The organism is Streptomyces sp. NPDC059371, assembly GCF_042751995.1.
Classification (GTDB): Bacteria; Actinomycetota; Actinomycetes; order Streptomycetales; family Streptomycetaceae; genus Streptomyces.
On record NZ_JBHYXD010000008.1, the window covers coordinates 134,126 to 151,212 of the forward strand.

Below are 17,087 nucleotides of genomic sequence, written 5' to 3' on the forward strand. Positions count from 1 at the left end.
CCCAGTCACCGATACCGGGGACACGGGGCCCCGGACGTGTCCGCACCCGGACCGCGGCACGGACCGGCGGCCGGGGCCGGGAGCCGGCGAGTCGGTGGCGGCCGGGCCATGACCGGCGGGCGCACCGGCGATTGCGCCCGCCGAAGCTCCCGTCTGCCGCACCGGCGATGACGCCGGCGGGGAGAGACCTGGCGGATGCCGGAAGAGACCTGGCGGATGCCTGCGGTCACCTGTCGATCCGTTGCCATTGCCCTGACGTTCGTCTACCGCGTGCCTGGCGTCGTCCCCTCTAGGTTCATGCCAGAACCGCACGGCAGGCGACCCGGAGGGCGGGCGATGTACACAGTCGGTCTCAGGCACGACCACCCGTTCCTGTCGTGGGCGCTGGGCATGGCGCTGCGTGAGGTGCCCGGCATCGAGGTGCACAACCTCGGGGAGGGTGCGGCCCGGCGCCCGTGTCCCGTCCCGCTCGACGTGCTCATCACCAATCGTCCGACGAGCTGCGACGGTCCGGGGATGACGCCCGGCACCCGGGTGCTGCTCATGTCCGCCCAGCGGCCCGGCAATCTGGCCGGTAGCGGCGCCACCTGTTTCCTGGACGAGCGTTCCACCCCGGAGGCCGTCGTCGCGGCGGTACGCGCCGCGGTGGGCACGGCCCCCGCCGCCGGTGACACCACATCCGTGCGCGAGACCCTCTCCCCGCGTGAATGGGAGGTGCTGAGCCACATCGCGGCCGGACTGACCCACGATCAGATCGCGCGGCGGCTCACCATCAGTCCGCACACCGTCGACACCTACGTCAAGCGCATCCGCAGCAAGCTCGGGCTCGGCAACAAGGCCGAACTCACCCGGGCGGCGCTCGCCGCTTCCTGACCTCTCACCCGACCGCCCGCAAGGAGACCTCGTGTCCGTTCCCCTGCTCGTTCACACGCACGGCATCGGCGGCATCGACTTCAGCTCCATGGCGCCGAGCGCCCTCGCCGACGTCGAGCAGCACGCCGTCCGCGGAGGCGTGCACCTCGTGCCCTCGGTGTTCCTGGAGCGTTCCTACATCGACCGCTTCGCCGAGGTCGTCCGCACCTGGTCCGCCCACCGTGAGCGGTTCCCCTCCGTGCTGGGCTTCTCGGTGGAGGGTCCGCTGCTGGGACGGTCGGGCGGTGTGCCGCCCCGCGGCATCTGGTCGCCCTCGGCCGAGGAGTGGGAGAGGATCTGCGAGCTCGGCCCGCATGGCCTGCGCTACATCGTCATGGGGCCGGACGGAGGTGACCTGGACGATGTGCTGGAGGGCGGCGTCCGCTACCGGGACATCGTCGATCTGTGCTACGCCAACGGCGTCCGTATCGCGCTGGGGCACTTCCGGCACACGCACCCGGAACTGAGCGCGCAGCGGACGCGCGAGCTGATCGACTACGTCCACCACCGTTACGGCCCTTCCCCGGACGTGCTGCTGACCGACCATCTGTTCAACGACATGCCCCGCGCCTTCCGGCACGTGTGGCGCACTCCGGCGGAGCGGGCCGCGCGGGAGGGGGAACGGGCCGCGTTCCTGGCGCGGGAATGGCACTACGACACTCTCCCGGAGCTCCTCGGGCCGGTCCCGGCCGCGCTGGTGCAGGCGGCCCACGACGAGAAGCTGCTGCCGTTCCTCAACTTCGACGGCGACCATGTCGACCTCGCCATCTGCCGGCGCACCGCGGAGTACCTCGGCACCGGACGGATCATCGGCATCACCGACGACACCGAGATCCCCGTGCTGGCGGGCGAGGCGCTGCACCACCGGGAGGGCAACCACCTCTGGTACCGGTCCGACGGCATCGTCGCCGCGGGCACCGGGTTCTACCCCCGCCAGTACGCGAACGTGCTGGGTCTCGGGCTCGGCGAGGACGGGGTGCGGGACATGTTCCACACCAACCCGCGCCGGGCGCTGCGGCTTCCGGTGGCCCGTGCCGAGGCGTTGGTGCGGTGATGCTGGGCGTCGTTCTGGCCGCGGGACACGGTTCCCGGCTGCGGCCGCTGACCTCCCGCTGGCCCAAGCCGCTGCTCCCGCTCGGCGCGGACACCCTGCTGGACAGACTGGCCCGCCAGGCCCGTGCCGCGGGCGCGGGACGGGTGGTGTGCAACGCGTACCACCGGGCCGAGGACGTGGTCGAGCATTGCCGTCTGCACCCCGGCCGGGCGGGCGGCCCCGTCGAGGTGCGTGTCGAGCCCGAACTGCGCGGACCCGCGGGCACGTTGCACACGTTCGCCGAGGAGATCCGCGACAGCGGACAGGCCGTGGTGCTCTCCGGCGACCTGCGCACGGGGGGCGGGCTGCCCCGCTTCGTCGCCGCGCACCGGGCATCCGATGCCCTGCTCAGCGTCGCCCTGGTGCATGTACCGGACGGGTCGCGCTACGGGGTTTTCGAGTTCGACGAGGACGGCGCCGTCTCACGGGTCGAGGAGAAGCCGGCCTGGGCCGCGGGCCGGCCGTCCTGGGTGAGCGCGGGCATCTACTGCGTCGAGCCCGAGGTGCTCTCCTTCATACCGGAGGACCGGCCCTTCGACTTCGCCGCCGATCTGGTGCCCGCCCTGCTGGCCGCCGGACAGCCCGTCAACTGCGTTGCCTGGGCGGGCGCCTGGGACGATCTGGGTACTCCGTCGGCGTACCGCGCGGCGGTCCTGCACGAGGTGCGTGCCGCGGGTGGGGAGCCGACCGAGGACGGCGGTGTGTGCCTGCGCGACCCCAGCGCGGTCGTCGAGGAGGGGGCCGCCCTGTACGGCGACGTCTATCTCGGTGCCGGTGTCCGGATCGGGGCCGGCGCGCAGGTGCGTGACTGCGTCCTGCTGCCCGGGGCACGGCTGGCCCCTGGCGGCCTGGCCGTGGAAACGGTTCTGGCCGGTCCCGTCGGAGCGGGTGGCTCATGAGGCGTACGACATCGCCCGTCGCGGCGGGCGCCGGACGGCGCGGGTCCGCCGCGGCACCGTACGGCCGGGACGGGGCGGCGGTGCCGAACGTGCGGGCCGCCGTCTACGGTCCGGCCTTCGTGGCCGCCGTCGCCTACGCGGACCCGGGCAACTTCGCCAGCAACACCACCGCGGGCTCCGCGTACGGTTACAGCTTGTTGTGGGTCGTGGCCGCCGCCGGCGCCATGGCCATGCTCATCCAGTACGTCGCGGCGAAGCTGGGCACCGTGACCGGCCGCGGGCTGGGCCGGCTGTGCCGTGAACATCTTCCCCGCCCTGTCGTGTACGGCCTGTGGGCCCAGGCGGAACTGGTGGCCGTGGCCACCGACCTGGCCGAGATCGTCGGCGGCGCGCTGGCCCTGCGGCTGCTGTTCGACCTGCCCGTGCTGCTGGGCGGGGTGCTCGTGGCCACGGTCTCCTGCCTGGTGCTCGCCGTGGAGAGCAAGGGCGCACGGCGTTTCGAGACCCTGGTCGCGGGAGTGCTGGCCGTCGTCGTCATCGGTGTCTGCTACGACATCCTCGTCGCTCCCCCGAGTCCGACGGGCATGGCCCACGGGATGGTGCCCTCCTTCCCCGGAGCCGACAGCCCGATGCTCGCCGCGGGCATGCTGGGCGCGACCGTCATGCCCCACGTGATCTATCTGCACCCGGTGATGGCCGCCCGACGTCTGTCGCTGCGATCCGTCGCCGGCCCGGACCCGGCGCACGCGACGTGGCTGCTGCGCAGGCTGAGAACCGCCATCATGGTCTCCCTGGGCGTCGCCGGCGCGGTGAACGCCGCGTTGCTGCTCATCGGTGCGCGGATTCCCGGCTTCGGTGGCGACCTGGATTCGGTCCACTCCCGGCTGGGAGAGACCGTGGGCTGGATGGCCGCGATCGCGTTCGCGACGGCACTGCTCGCCTCCGGGCTCGTGTCCTCCTCCGTCGGCACCTACGCGGGACAGGTGATCATGACGGAGTTCCTGGACCGCCAGGTCCCGGTGTGGTTCCGCCGGGGCGCGACCCTGGTGCCGGCACTTTCGGTGCTGGCCCTGGGGGTGAATCCGACCACCGCGCTGGTGTGGTCCCAGGTCGTCCTGTCCTTCGGGATCCCGTTCGCCCTGGTGCCGCTGGTCTGGCTGACCGGGCGCGGCAGTCTGATGGGGGCCCGGCGCAACGGGCCGCTCACTCAGGCCGCGTTGAGCGTGGTGACGGCGGCCGTGATCGGTCTCAACGTGTTCCTGCTGGTTCAGGTTGCGGCCGAGGTGGGCTGAGCGATCCGCGCGCCGCGCTGCGGTGCCGCGGCGCCCGGCTCCGGCTCCGGCTCCGGCTCCGGCTCCGGCTCAGCCTCCGGTCCTGGCTCCTCGCCCCGGTGCAGCGCCTGTGCCGGCAGCCAGCGCTCGGCCGCCCAGAAGCCGGCGCCGCCCAGCACACAGGCGACCGTGAGCAGCCACCACAGCCAGGGCACCCCCGCGGTCAGGAGCCAGCCGACCACCGCGGGCCCCACTCCGGACGTCAGGGCGCCGGCGCTCTGGAACACCGACATGGTGCGCCCTTCGTGGGACGTGTCCGCCGCGGCGGCGACCAGGGCGCTGGACGCGGGCAGGTAGCACATGAAGGCGAAGCCCACGAGCAGCGAGGCCAGCGCGGCGCCCGCCGCGGCCACGGCGGGCCGGCCCGTCGGCAGCGCCGCGATCACGGCGACCGCGAGGGTGCCGAGGCCGGCGCTGAGCACCACCACGCGGGTACGCCGCATACGGGCCGAGCGGCGTGTCACCCAGGACTGCAGGGCGAACGCGCCCAGGCAGTTCAATCCGAACAGGGCGGTCGGCAGCCAGGCCCCCAGCCCCAGTCCGTCCACGACGTGCACCGGCAGGACGACGGTGGGCACCAGCCACAGGAAGGAGAGCCCGATCTGTCCCGCCGCCAGCGCCCACAGCCACCGCTGGCCCAGCACGTGCCGCCAGGCTCCCCGGGCCGGGGCGCGTTCGGCGCGGACCGTGGTCTCCGCGTCGGGATGCCGGGCGGAGGTGGAGCGGACCCGGGCCAGCAGCCACGCCGACAGCAGGGAACTGAGGACGTTGAAGGCGACCAGCAGGCGGGCCCCGATGTGGTCGTCCCAGCTCAGGAACGCCGCCGCGACCAGCCCGCCGACGGCGAATCCGCCCTGTTTGACCGACTCGGCGAAGGCGAACCACGTGTCCAGCCGGTGCCGTGCGGTGAGCGACTTCAGGAAGACCGGCCAGGCCGTCCAGTAACAGCGGTCCGCCGCCGTCACCAGGAAGACCGAGACCAGCACCTGCCACCAGTTGTCCGCGAACAGGTAGCCCACGTACCCGACGCCGGCGATCACGTTGTTGCCGACGAGGACGAACCGGGATCCGTAGCGGTCCACGAGAGCGCCGGCCCAGGGCGAGATCGGCAGGGTCAGCAGGACGGCCGCGCTGGTGACGAGGCCGATGGTGGCCACCGACAGGGACGTCGTGAGCGTGAAGTACAGCAGCGACAGGGGCATGACCATCCCGGCCCCCACCGCGTCGACCACCACCGAGCCGACGAGACCGCCCCGCTGGGTGGCCGCCATGTCCGGCATCGCGCTGCGCAGGCGGTGCGCGCTCGTCTCAAGCAGCCGCGGCACTGTGGTCCCCCTTCGTGTTCGGCGTGCCGAGAACGCCGGGTGCCACGACCGGCGGCCGTCCCGACCAGGACAGGCAGTGCAGGTGCCGTCCGTCGTGCACGGTGTCGACCACCCCCGCGTTCTCGATCCAGTTCCGGTAGCCGGAGGTCAGCGGCAGGTTCGCGCACAGCACGGTCAGGGCGAGCTGGAGAACGGTGCCGTGGCCGACGACGAGCACGGTCTGCCCCGGGTGCCGGGACACCAGGTCGCCGACGACGCGGCTGATGCGCTCCACCGTCGCGCTGCCCCGCTCGCCGGTGCCGCCGACGCGGTGGTCGAGGTCGCCGTTGAGGTACCAGTGGTCGAAGGTGGCGTCGAAGCGGGCGAAGGCTTCCGCCGACGACTCTCCTTCGAGGTCGCCGACCGATCCCTCGCGCAGGTCGTCGTGGATCCGCGGTTCGAGGCCGGTGGCCAGTTCGTCGTTGAGGAGGGCGGCGGTCTCCACGGCGCGCCGCAGCGGGCTGCTGTAGACGGCCGCCAGGCTGTCGCGTACCGGGGCCAGTTGACCGGCCAGCGTGGTGACTTGGCCTCGGCCGACTTCGTCCAGGGAGACTCCCGGGTAGCCGGAAGTGATCACCATCTGGGCGTTGTGCGGGGTGCGTCCGTGTCGTACGAAGAGCAGGCGGGTCATCGAAGTCCTCTCGCGCCGTGAAGGGTCCGGGGATGCGCTTGCCGGTCCGGGCGGGGCCGTTTCCGGCGGGCTCTCCTGCGAAAGGTCCGGCCCTGCCGGCTTTGCCGAGTACCCGTCCACGCATCTCGTCTTGCTTGGCAAAAATGTGCCACAACCCGACCAAGGAATGGAAAAGGAGCACATCACCGCAAAGTTGTAGGGTCGCGAGTTGTTGGCAATTTATTGCCAACGGCGAGACGTGCCAATGCGCCCGACGCGCCGGTGCGCTCGGCGGGGAGCTCAGCCGGCGTTCGGCAGACAATCCGTTCGGCGGGGAACGTCAGCCGGCGTTCGACGGGCAGTCCGCTCGGCGGGGAACGTCAGCCGGCGTTCGGCAGCAGGACGGCCCGGCGCGCGGGGTGTCGGGGCAGGGCGGCGAGGCGCAGCAGCGGCGGAATCCTGAAGGACGGGCTGTGCGACAGTCCGCCGGTCTCGGCTTCGACCGCGTTGAGCTCGAGCAGTCGCCCCACCGTGTCCTCGGCGCCGAACATGTCCGTCGCCCACACCCGGGCAGCCGCCACCAGGTCGAACCGGCCTGGTTCCGCCGCCGCCAGCACGGTGAGCGCCGCCCCGGCGTCCACGGGCAAGCGCCTCACGGCCCGCCGCAGGCACGCGCCCACGTCGAAGGAGTCACTGCCCAGTTCGCCCAGGCGCCGGTCCTCGTCCAGCAGTCTGCGCGCGAGGCTGTCGGGGCTCCACGACAGGGGCGTGCCCAGTTTCCCGGCCGCGGCGCGCAGGGCGAGGGGAAGGCGTCCACAGGCCTCGGCGATGTCCCGTACCGCCCGGGGAGCGTGTTCGACGGCTGTCGCGCCTGCGAGCACGGCGAGCAGGTCGGCGGACTCCTGCGAGGACATCGGTCCCAGGGCCACGGGCCTGACCCCCGCCAGTCCCGGCAGCCGGGTCCGGGAGGTCAGCAGGACGGTGCTGTCCGGGCCGGCCGGGAGCAGGGGTGTCACCTGACGGGCCGCCGCGACGTCGTCCAGGAGCATCAGCAGCGGGCGTCGCGCGCTCCATGTCCGGAAGGCGCGAATCCGTCCCTCGGGGGTGTCGGGGATCCGCTCGGCGGCGACGCCGGCGTCTCTCAGGAGCGAGAACAGCACCTCGTGGGGGTCCAGGGGCCGGTCGTCCGGCCCGTGCAGGACCGCGTGCAGATGGCCGCCAGGGAACCGGTCCTTGACCAGGTGGGCGGCGTGGACGGCGAGCGTGGTCTTGCCCACGCCGACACCGCCGGTCAGCAGGACCAGGCGGGGCGCCGTGCGTGCGGTCCCAGCGGGACGGCTCAGCCGCAGCACGTCCCGCAGTACACCTTCCCGGCCTGTGAAGTCCTCCGTGTCCGGAGGCAGATGGGTCACGAAGGGCGGCCCGGGAACGGCCCGGACACCGGATGGAGCGACGCCGGGCGGATCGAGCCGGTCCGACTGGTTGAGGATGTCGCGATGCAGATCCCGGAGCCGCTGTGAGGGTTCCGCACCGAGCTCCTCAACCAGGTGGCGGCGGAGCCGTGTGTAGGCGTCGAGGGCGACGTCTCGGTGCCCGGCGCGATAGGAGGCGGTCATCAACTGTGCGGCGACTGCCTCGTTGAGCGGATGACGTCTCGTCAGTTCATGCAGTTCGGGCAGGAGTTCGCGATGACGTCCAAGCAACAGGTCGCAGTCGAGCCGTTGTTCCAGCACCTCCAGGCGGGCCTGCTCGATCCGCGCGATGCGCGCCGTGAGCAGCGGTCCGGCCGTCACGCCGGCGAATGCCGGGCCGCGCCACAGCGCCAGCGCCTCGCCGAGCGTCCGGGACGCCGCCGCGTGATCGGCCAGGTCACGGGCCGCACGCCCCCGGGCGGCCAGCCGCCGGAAGACCTCCAGGTCCAGGCTCTCCGCGGGCACGTGGATGCGGTAGCCGCCCGGACGGGTCTCGAGCACCTCGGGCGCGCCCTCGGCCCTGGCCCCGTCCGTGTCGGCGAACGGCCGCAGGGCCCGCCGCACTTGGTACATGTACGTCTGCACGGTCTTGCGGGCGAGACGGGGCGGTTCGTCGTCCCACAACTCGTCGATCAGAAGGGACACCGGGACGAAGTCGCCTGCCTGCAGAAGCAGCACCGCGAGCGCGCGCCGGACCATCGGAGCCGACGGGGTGCGCTCGGACCCGCGGTGGACCTCGAGAGGACCGAGTACGGCTATGCGCAGAGCGGGCTCGGCGGACGGTCGTGGCATGAAGGGTCCCTCGGTGCGTCGAAGGTCGCTCGGCTGATGTCCCACCGTAGGAAAAGCGATGTCAGCCCCCGTTCAAGTCCGGTGCAGCGCAGACCAAGGCCGGCCAGGAGAATCAGGCAGGCGACGGAGGTCCGGGCCGCCAGGGTGGTGTCCTGACATTCCTCTGATGTGGCGCTCACCGGGGACCGGCGAAATGTACGCGGCTTTGACCTGATACTTCCCGCCGCCTTTCCGGCCGCTTGCACGGCATCACCGAAGCTGATGCCAGCCGAGCGCAACGGGAGGACGCGTGAGGAAGGTTCACTTCGACGGCACGCATCGCGTCCGACGCCCCGCCGACACCTGGGCCGTTCTCGACGCGGTGCGCGACACCTACGGGATCACCCGGGTCGCCGACGTGACCGGCATGGACCGCCTGGGGGTGCCGGTGGCCAAGGCCGTCCGTCCGGGAGCCCGTACGGTCACGGTCACCCAGGGCGGGGGCGTGTCGGCGCTGCTCGCCCGAGTCTCCGCGGTGATGAAGTCCCTGGAGCGGTGGCACGCCGAGTACGCCTGTCCCCCGGCGCGGGTGACGGGCACCCCCGCTCGTGAACTGGGTCTTCCCTACGACGTGCGCGGCCTGCGCCGGAACGCGGGCAGTCTGCTCACCGACCGCACCCCGCTGGACTGGATAGCCGCCACCGACGCGGTCACCGGCGCCGGCACGCTGGTGCCACAGGACTGTGTACGGGTCGACCACGAGGCCGGCTCCCTGTGGAGGCCGCCGCTGCTCGCCGCGTCCACCGACGGACTCGCCGCCGGCAACAGCCACCACGAGGCGGTGACGCACGCCCTGTACGAAGTGGTGGAACGCGAGTGCACGGCCGCCGTGGCGGCGGTCGCGACGGAGCGGCGCCGGTACGTGGACCCGCGGAGCGTGAGCGAGGAGCCCTGCGTCCGTCTGCTGCGCCGCCTCGCGGACGCCTGCGTGTGGCTGGAGATCGTGGACGTGTCCGGCCGCTGGGGTCTGCCCTGCTTCGTCACACGGGTGTGGTCGCCGGACCATCCGGTACCGGCCGTCGGCTCCGGGGCGCACAGCAACCCCGCGACGGCCCTCTGCCGTGCTCTCACCGAATCGGCGGAGCGGCGGCTCACCGCGATCACCCGCAGCCGTGACGACCTGCCCGGCGCCCGCAACACGTCCGGCGCCGTCCCGCACCCGGCTCCGCACCCGGCTCCTTCGGCGCGGGACGGCCGCACGGTGTCCTGGCAGGACGTGGCCGCACCCGCAATCCGGTTCACCGAGGACGAGACCGAGGCGCTCTGGCTGGCGGGCGTGGTGCGCAGGATCACCGGCGGTTCGCCGGTCGTCGTCGACCTGAGCACCCATTCCGCGTTCAGCGTGGTCAAGGTGGTACAGGTCGGTTCCGGCTCCGCGGCACGCCGTGGGGCCCCGGCGACCGGGGCCGCGTCCCGGCGGCCCGCCGCCCCGGAAGAGGCCGGATGACCGTCCATGTGTACGCCGGGCCCACCCTTCCGGTGGGCGATGTGCTCGACACCCTGCCGGAGGCGGTCGTCCATCCCCCGGTGCGCCACGGCGACCTGTGGCTCCTCGATCCCCGCGGCGAGGACACCGTACTGATCGTCGACGGGGTGCTGCGGGATGCCGAGCCCGTGCGGCACAAGGAGATCCTCGATGTGCTCGGCCGCGGCACCCGGGTGATGGGCGCAGCGGGTCTGGGAGCCCTGCGGGCGGCTGAGTTGGACCCGTACGGGATGCGGGGGGTGGGTCACGTCTTCAGCATGTACCGGGTCGGCGCGCTGGACGCCGACGACGAAATCGCGGTCGAGCACCCGCCCTGCGGGTTCCCCGCGCTCACCCTCGCGTTGGTGAACCTGCGCTGGGCGCTCACCCAGGCGGTGGCCCGGCAGATGATCCCGGAGGACCGGGCGGCGCCCGTTCTCCACGCGGCCCGGCAGCTCCATTACACACGCCGGAGTTGGGCCGCCCTGCTGCACCGTGCGGAGCGCGTCTCCCCGCGTACGGGGGAAGCGGCCCGTACGCTGCGGCAGTTCACCGAGGACCATCCCCAACTGGCCGATCTCCAGCGCCAGGACGCGCTGATGGCGCTGGCACAGGCGTCGGTACCGCGCGCACCGGACGCCGCCGGGCCCGCCCGGGCCGCCCTTGCCCCCCGCACCTTCCGCATGGAGCGCGAGCGCGGCGCACATCGCCCCGCGGTGCCGGCATGCCACGCGCCTGCCGTGTCCGAACTGGACGTGCTCCGGTTCCAGCAGGTGTACGACCCCGGCTTCCCCGCGCGCTATCGCCGCTACGCGCTGGAGGGAATCACACGTGGTGTGCCGGCCGGCGGGGACCGCGATCCGGTGCGGGTCGCGCTGTCGGCGGTCGGCGCGCCGGATGCCACCGCCGCCCATCTGCCGGACGAGACCTGGGCCCACTGGCTGACGCCGCGTGAGCTGCGTGGGGACAGCGCGCGGCACAGGCTGGTACGGCTGCTGGTCCGCTCGTTTCGCGTCGAGCCGGGCATGGGCACCTTCCACGGCATCCCCGCCGAACTGCGCGGAAGCGAAAGGGCCTGGGCGGCGGGCGCGGCCGCGGTGGCCGCGGCCGACCTGCTCAACGAGCACATGGCCCGGTCCGGGACGCATCGTGTGCCGGACCAGGTGCCCGCGCCCACGGTACGACGGCATCTCGCGGACGTCTGGAAGAGCGGGGACCGCGTCGAACTGCTGGCGGCGGCCCGGGACCGCGGGTTCGTCTCCCTCACCGAGGCCGAACAGGCCGCCCGCCGCTTCCTGGCACTGCACGGAGTACGGGCGGTACGGGGCCGGCCGTGAACGGCTGTGGCCTCCGTGGTTCTCGGCCCGACCCGGCAACGGGCTGAACCCGGTGACCCGGCATCGGTGAGATGCGGCGGGCTACGGCCTCCCGTGCCGGATCAGAGCGCGGCGGGCAGCACGGCCGCCGCGTACAGTCCGCCGCCGTCGGCCCGGCTCAGTTCGAGCCGGCCTCCGGAGGCGGTGAGCAGCGCCGCGGCGATGGTCAGCCCCAGGCCGGTTCCCGCGTGGTCACGGGCGGAGCTGCCCCGCCAGAACGGAGTGCCGGCGCGAGCGATCTCCTCGTCCGTCATGCCCGGCCCCCGGTCGCGCACCCGCACCTCGATCTCCGGTCCCCTTTCGTCCACCACGACGCGGACCTCGCTGCCGCCGGGCGCATGGTGCAGGGCGTTGTCGAGGAAGACGTCCAGGCTCTGTTCCAGAGCGCCGCCCGCCTCCAGTCCGGTGACCGCGATCCCGTCGAGTTCCAGCCGGATGCCCCGGGAACGGGCGAGCGGCGCCCACGCGTCGACCCTGGCCGCGGCGATGCCCAGCGCGTCGACGGGCTCGGCGGGAGCCCGGGGCTCCGCGGCCGATCCCCAGGTCAACACCTGTTCCAGGATCCGGGAGAGCCGGTCCACCTCGTGCAGGATGGCGCCCACCTCACGTCGGGCGTGCGCGTTCGTGCCGGCGGCCAGCCGCTCCTGGAGCGTTTCCAGCCGCAGCCGAAGCGAGGACAGCGGGGCGCGCACCTGGTGAGCGGCGGCCGCGGCGACCGTCGGGGAGTCACCGCCGTCCAGCGCCGGCAGGGGCCGGACCCCCGGGGCCACCCGGGTGGCCGTCATCGTGACTCCCCGCACGGCTCGGGCGTGGCCGACACCGTCAGACGGTAGCCGACACCGCGTACGGTCTCGATCCATTCCTTGTGGCCCAGCTTGGTGCGCAGCGAGCCGACGTGGACGTCGAGGGTGCGGGTCGATCCGAACCAGTTCTCGTCCCATACGCGGTCCATGATCTCCTCACGCTCCCAGACCGTTCCCGGCTCCTCGATCAGCATCGCCAGCAGGTCGAACTCCCGGCGCGTCACGCGCACTTCCGTGCCGTCCAGGAGCACCTGGCGGGTGCGCGGGTCGAGGCGCAGGGGCCCGGCACGCATCGGGGACGGGGCTGCGGTCGTCCGGTCCGCGTCCCGCCCGGCGGCCGTGCGGGGCGCGGCGGGGGGCTCGGGCGGAGCGGGCTGGACGGGCACCGGCTGCCGGCCGGTCGTGGTGGCCGGCGGGTGCTGCGGACACGGGGTCGTCCGCCGCAGGACGGCACGCATGCGGGCGAGCAGTTCGTAGCGGCTGAAGGGCTTCGCGACGAAATCGTCGGCGCCCATGTGCAGCGCCATCACCCGGTCCATCTCGCTCGCCCGCCCGCTGAGGGTGATCACGGGTACGCACGAGTGCTCGCGGATACGCCGGCAGACCTCGTGGCCGTCCAGGTCAGGCAGGCCCAGGTCGAGCAGGACCAGTTGGGCCGACGTGACGTGTTCCAGGGCTTCCAGGCCGGTGGCCACGCGGCGCACCTGGTAGCCGTGGCCGCTCAACACCTCCCGGAGCGCGTCGGCCACCCCGTCATCGTCCTCGACGATCAGAACATTCATGGACCTGACGCCTCCCCGTCGCGCAACGTTGTGCCGCCGCCGGCGCGTCCGCCGCCGTACCGCTCGGCCCGGACAACGTTGAAAAACGTAACACCGGACGTCCCAGCCGACGTCGTTGGTCCAGTCCTTCTCGACCGTCTCTCCAAAACCGCTTGCCCCGCCCCACCTCGGGGGTGGGACGGGGCGCGGGGTGGGACGGTGCCGCCGTGGTGGTGCCGGGAGCGGCTACGCGGGGTCGCGGTCGAACTGGGCCTTGGACCAGCGGTGGCCGAGGACGCTCAGGCCCAGGCACCAGAGCAGGGCGATCCACCAGTTGTTGCCGATCTCGGTGCCCAGGAGCAGTCCGCGCAGGGTCTCGATGGCGGGGGTGAAGGGCTGGTACTGGGCGATGGGCTGGAACCAGCCGGGCATGGAGTGCAGCGGGACGAAGGCGCTGGAGATGAGGGGCAGCAGAATCAGCGGCATGGCGTTGTTGCTGGCCGCTTCGGCGTTGGGGCTGCCCATGCCCATGCCGACCGCGATCCAGGTGAAGGCCAGGGCGAACAGGGCGAGCAGTCCGAACGCCGCCAGCCATTCCACGACGGTGGCGTCGGTGGAGCGGAAGCCCATGGCGACGCCGACTGCGCCGACCAGGACGACACTGATGACCGCCTGCAGCACACTGCCGACGACATGGCCGAACAGGATGGAGCCTCTGTGGATGGCCATGGTGCGGAAGCGGGCGATGATGCCCTCGTTCATGTCGGTGGCGACCGAGACGGCGGTGCCGACGACGGTGGAGCCGATGGTCATCAGCAGGATGCCGGGGACGATGTAGGCGATGTAGGCGGAGCGGCCCGCGCCGCCGCTCATGGTGTCGCCGAAGATGTAGACGAACAGCAGCAGGAGCATCACGGGCGTGAGCAGCAGGTTCAAGGTGAGCGAGGGATAGCGGCGGGCGTGCAGGAGATTGCGGCGCAGCATCGTGGACGAGTCGCGGACGGCGAGGGAGAGAGCGCTCATCGGAGGGTCTCCTTGGGCTGGTTGGGCCGGCTCGGCTGACTCGGGTGGTTCGGACTCGGGTGGTTCGGCTGACTCGACTGGCTCGGCACGGTGGTGGGGCCGGTGAGGGCGAAGAAGACGTCGTCGAGGTCGGGGGTGTGCACGGTCAGTTCGCCGGCCTCGACACCGGCCGCGTCCAAACGGTCGAGGACGGCGCGCAGTTCACGCTGACTGCCGTCGCTGGGGAGCTGGAGGGCGAGGGCTTCGTCGTCGCGGGAGGCGTCGCTCAGCGAGGTGGCGGCCGACTGGTAGGCGGCGGGGTCGGTGAAGCGCAGGCGGACATGTCCGCCGGGGACGAGCCGCTTCAGTTCCTCGGCGGTGCCTTCGGCGGCGATCCTGCCGTCGTTGAGGACGGCGATGCGGTCGGCGAGTTCGTCGGCTTCTTCCAGGTACTGGGTGGTGAGGAAGACGGTGGTGCCGCCGGTGACGAGCTCGCGGATGATGCCCCACATGGTGTGGCGTGAGCGGGGGTCCAGGCCGGTGGTCGGCTCGTCGAGGAAGATGATCCGGGGGCTGCCGACCAGGGTCATGGCGATGTCCAGGCGGCGCTTCATGCCGCCGGAGTAGGTGGAGGCGGGCTTCTGGGCGGCCTCGGTGAGGTCGAAGCGCTCCAGCAGTTCGGCACTGACGCGCCGGCCCTCCTCCTTGGAGAGGTGGTGCAGGTCGGCCATCAGGAGCATGTTCTCCTGGCCCGTGATCAGGCCGTCGACGGCGGAGAACTGGCCGGTGACGCCGATCGCGGCACGTACGGCCTGTGCGTCTTTGGCCAGGTCGTGACCGCCGACGCGGATCGTGCCGGATCCGGGGTCCGGGGAGATCAGGGTGGAGAGGATCTTGACGGCGGTGGTCTTGCCGGCGCCGTTCGGGCCGAGCAGGGAGAAGACCGTTCCCTCCTCGACGGCCAGGTCGATGCCGTCGAGCACGGTCTTGTCGCCGTAGGACTTGCGCAGCCCTTGTGCGGCGATGGCCGGGTCGGTCATGGGGTGCTCCTTGGTCGAGGCTGTGGGGTCGACGAGGCGGGTCGACGAGGCCGTGGGTCAGAGACTGCGAGCGGTGATGTCGCCGTGAGCGGTGGTCGCGCGGATCGTCAGGCCAGGGGTGGCGTCGGCGTTCTTGAGCGTGTTGCTGATCCGGCCGTAGGTGGTGCCGGCGTCCAGAGAGGCGGAAACCCCCGGGGCGGTGCCGACGGTGATGTCACCCATCTGGGTGCTCAGCGTGATCTGCCCACGCGCGGCCTCGGTAATGTTCAGATCGCCCTTCTGGGTAGTGATCTCCGCCGGGCCGTTCAGGCGGCCGACGGTGATGTCGGCGTCGAGGCCCGTCAGGTGGACGCTGTCGGCCTCGTCGAGCTTGACCGAGCGGTGGCCGCCCTCGAAGGTGACCTCGCCGAGCCGTCCCACGCCGCGGAACTCGGCGGCGGCCGCCTTCGCCTCGACACGGGAGCCGGCCGGAAGCCGCACGGTCACCTCGATGGCCCCGGACGGACCGAGAAGCCGGTTCTTCGCCTCCGGGGCCTCGACGCGCAGGACGCCGTCGGCGTAGGCGACCCGGACCTGTCCGGCCGCCTTCACGTCGCGGCTCTTGGAACGGTTGGCGGGCAGGACCTCGACGGTGGTGTCGGATCGATCGGCGGCGATGACCTGGATGCGCCCCGCGGGGATGTCGAGAACGGCCGAGACCGGGGCGGGGGTGTCGAACTTCTGCATGATGCTCTCCTTCTCCGGCATCGCGCGCCCTGATCGGCCCGCTGCTTTCCGATGACAGAAACGCTACGTTGCATTCACTGAACCAGCAACACGACTGTTGCGTCAGATCGCCATAGCTACAGGTAAACGCCTTAAATTCATTGCAACGACCTTACGCTTAACGCAACATGCACGCACAGAATCCGTTGCAATGGATGCGGATGAACGCTATGTCGGCGTGATACGGGAGCGGCGAGGCCACCGGGAAACGCCTGGACCGGAAGCCGTGACGCCCGCCCGGGCCGGCGCACGATGCCCCGAACGGCGGGGCGCCCTCTCCACGCCGGACGCGGAGCACCGGACGCGGGGCGCCGGGCCCGCTCCGATGCCCGGCGCGGTGTGCGGGTTGCTCCGTACGGGTGAAGCCTGGGGGTCCACCGGTGGCCACGGGTGGCCGGCCGCGGGCCGGGTCGGCATCGTTGCCCCCGCCCGTTCGACCGACGTCCCCGGAGGACTCCTCATGCTCGGTACAGGCTTCAGTCTCGGATCGCCCAACTGGCTCGACCTCGGCAGCCCCGACACCGAGGCGGCCGCCGCGTTCTACGGCGCCGTCTTCGGCTGGCAGTTCGTCTCCGCCGGACCGGAGGCGGGCGGGTACGGGTTCTTCCAGATCGACGGGAAGACCGTCGCGGCGCTCGGACCGCTCACCCAGGACGGCGCCACGTCCGCCTGGATGATCCACTTCAAGGCCGACGACATCCAGGCCACGGTCTCGGCGGTGACCGCCGGCGGCGGCACCGTCCGGATGGAGCCCATGGACGTCATGGGCGAGGGCCACCTGGCACAGGCCACCGACCCACAGGGCGCCGAGTTCGCGCTCTGGCAGCCCGGCAAAACCACCGGACTGGGGATCGCCTCCGCCCCGAACACACTGCTCTGGGCGGAGCTGCACGTCCCCGACCCCCTCGCCGCCATCGCCTTCTACCAGGGCCTGTTCGGCTGGCGCAGCCAGGACATGCAGGCGCCCGGCATGACGTACCGGGTGCTGAGCACCAAGGAGGGCGACCAGCAGGACGCCTCCTTCGGCGGGGTCGCGCCGACGGGCGACGGCGAGGGTGAACGGCCGCGCTGGGTGCCATACTTCTTCGCGGAGGACGCCGACGCCACGGCAGCGGCGGCCACGGCGAACGGCGGGTCCGTCCTGATGCCGGCGGCGGACGTCCCGGACGTCGGCCGGATCGCCTGGCTCGCGGACCCCTTCGGCGCGGCGTTCGCCCTGCTGAAGCCCGACCCGCGCATGTGACAGCCCGACAGGGCCGGGCGTGGGGGGCGGGGTGGGGTGGGGGGGGGGGGGCCGGCGGCGCCCCCCCCCCGGACACGAGGTCGAGGGGCGGGCCGCCCGCGCGCCCCCCCCCCGCCGGGC

At 72.3% G+C, this 17,087-nt stretch carries 15 protein-coding genes; 7 read left to right on the top strand and 8 right to left on the bottom strand.

Annotated elements, in window-relative coordinates:
* The first annotated feature begins 336 nt into the window (after positions 1 to 336).
* Genes ACFXGX_RS07525 through ACFXGX_RS07540 form a run of 4 tightly spaced genes read left to right on the top strand, consistent with a single transcriptional unit; the run spans position 337 to position 4,196 of the window.
* Entirely contained in the window at positions 337 to 873 is a 537-nt protein-coding gene (locus ACFXGX_RS07525; protein ID WP_384786057.1) for a response regulator transcription factor, read from the top strand.
* 31 nt (positions 874 to 904) lie between these two features.
* Positions 905 to 1,966, top strand: coding sequence for a hypothetical protein (locus tag ACFXGX_RS07530; protein ID WP_384786060.1), 1,062 nt, complete (start codon positions 905 to 907; stop codon positions 1,964 to 1,966).
* A complete protein-coding gene (locus tag ACFXGX_RS07535; RefSeq protein ID WP_384786063.1) occupies positions 1,966 to 2,904 on the top strand; it encodes a sugar phosphate nucleotidyltransferase in 939 nt (312 codons plus the stop codon). The genes ACFXGX_RS07530 and ACFXGX_RS07535 overlap by 1 nt, the downstream gene beginning before the upstream one ends.
* Positions 2,901 to 4,196: an Nramp family divalent metal transporter gene (locus ACFXGX_RS07540; protein WP_384786066.1), complete on the top strand. Its 1,296-nt coding sequence runs from the start codon at positions 2,901 to 2,903 to the stop codon at positions 4,194 to 4,196. Before ACFXGX_RS07535 ends, ACFXGX_RS07540 begins: the two co-directional genes overlap by 4 nt.
* Here ACFXGX_RS07540 and ACFXGX_RS07545 read toward each other — a convergent pair.
* The 3 genes from ACFXGX_RS07545 to ACFXGX_RS07555 all read right to left on the bottom strand — a co-directional run bounded on the left by ACFXGX_RS07545 (position 4,172) and on the right by ACFXGX_RS07555 (position 8,473).
* A complete protein-coding gene (locus ACFXGX_RS07545) occupies positions 4,172 to 5,560 on the bottom strand; it encodes an MFS transporter (protein ID WP_384786069.1) in 1,389 nt (462 codons plus the stop codon). The two genes, ACFXGX_RS07540 and ACFXGX_RS07545, sit on opposite strands and share 25 nt — an antisense overlap.
* Positions 5,544 to 6,230, bottom strand: a complete 687-nt coding sequence (locus ACFXGX_RS07550) for a histidine phosphatase family protein (protein ID WP_384786073.1) — start codon at positions 6,228 to 6,230, stop codon at positions 5,544 to 5,546. The genes ACFXGX_RS07545 and ACFXGX_RS07550 overlap by 17 nt, the downstream gene beginning before the upstream one ends.
* A gap of 359 nt (positions 6,231 to 6,589) precedes the next feature.
* On the bottom strand, positions 6,590 to 8,473 hold the full coding sequence (locus tag ACFXGX_RS07555; RefSeq protein ID WP_384786075.1) for a BTAD domain-containing putative transcriptional regulator: 1,884 nt from the start codon (positions 8,471 to 8,473) through the stop codon (positions 6,590 to 6,592).
* Positions 8,474 to 8,762: 289 nt separating this feature from the next.
* On the opposite strand from ACFXGX_RS07555, the gene ACFXGX_RS07560 reads away from it, so the two are divergent.
* Both ACFXGX_RS07560 and ACFXGX_RS07565 read left to right on the top strand, forming a co-directional pair.
* Positions 8,763 to 9,959, top strand: coding sequence for a YcaO-like family protein (locus ACFXGX_RS07560; protein ID WP_384786078.1), 1,197 nt, complete (start codon positions 8,763 to 8,765; stop codon positions 9,957 to 9,959).
* Positions 9,956 to 11,314 carry a TfuA-like protein gene (locus tag ACFXGX_RS07565; RefSeq protein ID WP_384786081.1) on the top strand — a complete coding sequence of 453 codons (1,359 nt, stop codon included), beginning with the start codon at positions 9,956 to 9,958 and terminating at the stop codon, positions 11,312 to 11,314. Before ACFXGX_RS07560 ends, ACFXGX_RS07565 begins: the two co-directional genes overlap by 4 nt.
* Before the next feature lie 101 nt (positions 11,315 to 11,415).
* Here ACFXGX_RS07565 and ACFXGX_RS07570 read toward each other — a convergent pair whose 3' ends face one another.
* The 5 genes from ACFXGX_RS07570 to ACFXGX_RS07590 form a co-directional block, all read right to left on the bottom strand.
* Positions 11,416 to 12,138, bottom strand: coding sequence for a sensor histidine kinase (locus ACFXGX_RS07570; protein ID WP_384786084.1), 723 nt, complete (start codon positions 12,136 to 12,138; stop codon positions 11,416 to 11,418).
* On the bottom strand, positions 12,135 to 12,938 hold the full coding sequence (locus ACFXGX_RS07575; protein WP_384786087.1) for a response regulator transcription factor: 804 nt from the start codon (positions 12,936 to 12,938) through the stop codon (positions 12,135 to 12,137). Before ACFXGX_RS07575 ends, ACFXGX_RS07570 begins: the two co-directional genes overlap by 4 nt.
* A 225-nt stretch (positions 12,939 to 13,163) precedes the next feature.
* Positions 13,164 to 13,940: an ABC transporter permease gene (locus ACFXGX_RS07580; protein WP_384786090.1), complete on the bottom strand. Its 777-nt coding sequence runs from the start codon at positions 13,938 to 13,940 to the stop codon at positions 13,164 to 13,166.
* Positions 13,937 to 14,959 carry an ATP-binding cassette domain-containing protein gene (locus ACFXGX_RS07585; protein WP_384786093.1) on the bottom strand — a complete coding sequence of 341 codons (1,023 nt, stop codon included), beginning with the start codon at positions 14,957 to 14,959 and terminating at the stop codon, positions 13,937 to 13,939. Before ACFXGX_RS07585 ends, ACFXGX_RS07580 begins: the two co-directional genes overlap by 4 nt.
* Positions 14,960 to 15,016: 57 nt before the next feature.
* Entirely contained in the window at positions 15,017 to 15,685 is a 669-nt protein-coding gene (locus ACFXGX_RS07590) for a DUF4097 family beta strand repeat-containing protein (RefSeq protein WP_384786096.1), read from the bottom strand.
* 499 nt (positions 15,686 to 16,184) lie between these two features.
* On the opposite strand from ACFXGX_RS07590, the gene ACFXGX_RS07595 reads away from it, so the two are divergent.
* Positions 16,185 to 16,967 (top strand): VOC family protein, encoded by a 783-nt coding sequence (locus ACFXGX_RS07595; protein ID WP_384786099.1) that lies wholly within the window; start codon positions 16,185 to 16,187, stop codon positions 16,965 to 16,967.
* Positions 16,968 to 17,087 lie beyond the last annotated feature (120 nt).